2 rRNA genes are annotated in these 3,230 nt (G+C 53.8%); both read right to left on the bottom strand.

The annotated features are described in order from the left end of the window. Window positions 1–26: 26 nt before the first annotated feature. Window positions 27–138: ribosomal RNA gene (gene rrf, locus MJ611_RS20480) — 5S ribosomal RNA — on the bottom strand. Between the two features lie 101 nt (window positions 139–239). Then, window positions 240–3,129, bottom strand: a 23S ribosomal RNA gene (locus MJ611_RS20475). Window positions 3,130–3,230 lie beyond the last annotated feature (101 nt).

Here is a 3,230-nt window from a genome sequence, read left to right as displayed (position 1 = left end):
GGACAGGGGGCGTTTGTGGTTGAAGGGGTTGGCGGCTACCTACTCTCCCGGATGTGACTCCAGTACCATCGGCGCAGCGGGGCTTAACTTCTCTGTTCGGGATGGGAAGAGGTGAACACCCGCGCTATAGCCGCCATTATCTTTGTCGCTGCAAGAGCGTCGTATTGTATAAGTTTTTGACTTTTGGAAGAGAGAATGCGAGTAAGAGGCGGGCCGGCATGGTTCCGGTTGCTTGCGCTGTAAGAACGCGCTCGGGCAATTAGTACTGCTCGGCTGTGGTATTTCTACCTTTACACCTGCAGCCTATCGACGTCATCGTCTCTGACGGCCCTTCTAGGGAGATCTCATCTTGGGGCGGGTTTCGCACTTAGATGCTTTCAGCGCTTATCCCGTCCGAGCGTAGCTACCCTGCGCTGCATCTGGCGATACAACAGGTGCACCAGAGGCTCGTCCAACCCGGTCCTCTCGTACTAAGGTCAGGACCCCTCAAATCTCCAACGCCCACAACAGATAGGGACCGAACTGTCTCACGACGTTCTGAACCCAGCTCGCGTGCCACTTTAATCGGCGAACAGCCGAACCCTTGGGACCTTCTCCAGCCCCAGGACGTGACGAGCCGACATCGAGGTGCCAAACCTCCCCGTCGATATGAGCTCTTGGGGGAGATCAGCCTGTTATCCCCGGCGTACCTTTTATCCTTTGAGCGATGGCCCTTCCATGCGGAACCACCGGATCACTATATCCGCCTTTCGGCCCTGCTCGGCTTGTAGGCCTCACAGTCAAGCGCCCTTATGCTATTGCGCTCTGCGTACGGTTACCAAGCGTACTGAGGGCACCTTTGAAAGCCTCCGTTATTATTTTGGAGGCGACCACCCCAGTCAAACTACCCACCAAGCACTGTCCCCTTTGTGTCGGGTTAGGCTCCAAGCAACTCAAGGGCCGTATTTCAAGGATGGCTCCACGATGCCTGGCGACACCGCTTCACAGCCTCCGGCCTATCCTACACATGAGTTACCCAGAGTCAATGCTAAGCTATAGTGAAGGTGCACGGGGTCTTTCCGTCCCGTTGCGGGTACTCGGCATCTTCACCGAGACTACAATTTCACCGAGCTCACGGCTGAGACAGCGCCCAGATCGTTACACCATTCGTGCAGGTCGGAACTTACCCGACAAGGAATTTCGCTACCTTAGGACCGTTATAGTTACGGCCGCCGTTTACTGGGGCTTCGATTCAATGCTTCGCCTTGCGGCTAACATCCCCTCTTAACCTTCCAGCACCGGGCAGGTGTCAGGCCTTATACGTCATCTCTCGATTTAGCAAAGCCATGTGTTTTTGTTAAACAGTCGCCTGGGCCTTTTCACTGCGGCTTCTCCATCGCTGGAGGAAGCGCCCCTTCTCCCGAAGTTACAGGGCCATTTTGCCGAGTTCCTTGGCCGTGATTCACTCGAGCACCTTAGGATTCTCTCCTCGACCACCTGTGTCGGTTTGCGGTACGGGCGGCACATGATTTAAACGCTTAGCGGGTTTTCTCGGGAGCCTGATTAGGGACATTATCTCCGTGGCCGAAGCCTTGGAGTACTATCACGTTTCAGCAAGATGGGGGTACTTAACTCCCCGTCCTATACCTACGCGCTTCAACGCACTATTCCGTCAGTGCGCAGTCCTTTCACTTCTCCGTCACCGCATCACTACCATGTGCCGGTACAGGAATATTAACCTGTTGTCCATCGACCTGCGCTTTCGCCTCGGCCTTAGGACCCGACTAACCCTGATCCGATTAGCGTTGATCAGGAAACCTTGGTCTTTCGGTGTGCAGGTTTCTCGCCTGCATTATCGTTACTTATGCCTACATTTGCTTTTCCAGGCGCTCCAGCACCCCTTATCAGGATACCTTCTCTGCCCCTGGAATGCTCCCCTACCAGTGTATTACTACAATCCATAGCTTCGGTAGTATGCTTGATGCCCGATTATTATCGATGCCCTGTCGCTCGACCAGTGAGCTGTTACGCACTCTTTAAAGGAATGGCTGCTTCCAAGCCAACCTCCTGGCTGTCTAAGCAACTGGACCTCCTTTGTTCAACTTAGCATACATTTTGGGACCTTAGCTGATGGTCTGGGTTCTTTCCCTCTCGGCCTGGGACCTTAGCACCCCAAGCCTCACTGCCGTGTATATTTATTGGCATTCGGAGTTCGTCAGGATTCGGTAGGCTGTGACACCCCCTAGTCCTATCGGTAGCTCTACCTCCAACAAACTCAACCACGACGCTGCCCCTAAAGGCATTTCGGGGAGTACGAGCTATTTCTCAGTTTGATTGGCCTTTCACCCCTACCCTCAGGTCATCCAAATACTTTTCAACGTAAACTGGTTCGGTCCTCCAGTTGGTGTTACCCAACCTTCAACCTGCCCAAGGGTAGATCACAAAGTTTCGCGTCTACCCCCTCTGACTCTGCGCCCTATTCAGACTCGCTTTCGCTGCGGCTCCGCGCCTCAAGACGCTTAACCTTGCCAGAGAGGAGTAACTCGTAGGCTCATTATGCAAAAGGCACGCCGTCACCCAACGAATGGGCTCCGACCGCTTGTAAGCGCATGGTTTCAGGATCTATTTCACCCTCCTATTCGGAGTACTTTTCACCTTTCCTTCACAGTACTGGTTCACTATCGGTCTCTCAGGAGTATTTAGCCTTACCGGATGGTGCCGGCAGCTTCAAGCGGGATTTCTCCGGTCCCGCCCTACTCAGGATACCACTAGGGCCAAAAAACTTACGTGCACGGGGCTATCACCCTTTCCAGCCTACCTTCCCAGGTAGTTACACTTCAATTTTTGGTCCCATATCGTGGTCCTACAACCCCGCAACTGCCGTAACAGTTGTGGTTTGGGCTCTTGCGCGTTCGCTCGCCACTACTTGCGCAATCACTATTGTTTTCTCTTCCTCCGGGTACTTAGATGTTTCAGTTCCCCGGGTTCGCCCCCCTAAGGGTACTAGCACTTCATGCTAGTGGGTTGCCCCATTCGGAAATCAGCGGATCACTGGGTATGTGCCCCTCCCCGCTGCTTATCGCAGCTTGTCACGTCCTTCATCGCCTCTGAGAGCCTAGGCATCCTCCATGCGCCCTTCTCTGCGTTCTTGCCGGTCCGTGTATTGCTACACAACCGGCCCGCTTCTTTGCTCGGTAGTTGACTAAATCAACTACTTCTTCACTCTCTCTTCCATCATGTCAAAGAACTTT

The organism is Pontibacter ruber (genome assembly GCF_023630205.1).
Lineage (GTDB): Bacteria > Bacteroidota > Bacteroidia > Cytophagales > Hymenobacteraceae > Pontibacter > Pontibacter ruber.
The sequence above is the reverse complement of the archived record's forward strand: the minus strand, read 5'-3'. Positions and strand labels throughout refer to the sequence as shown.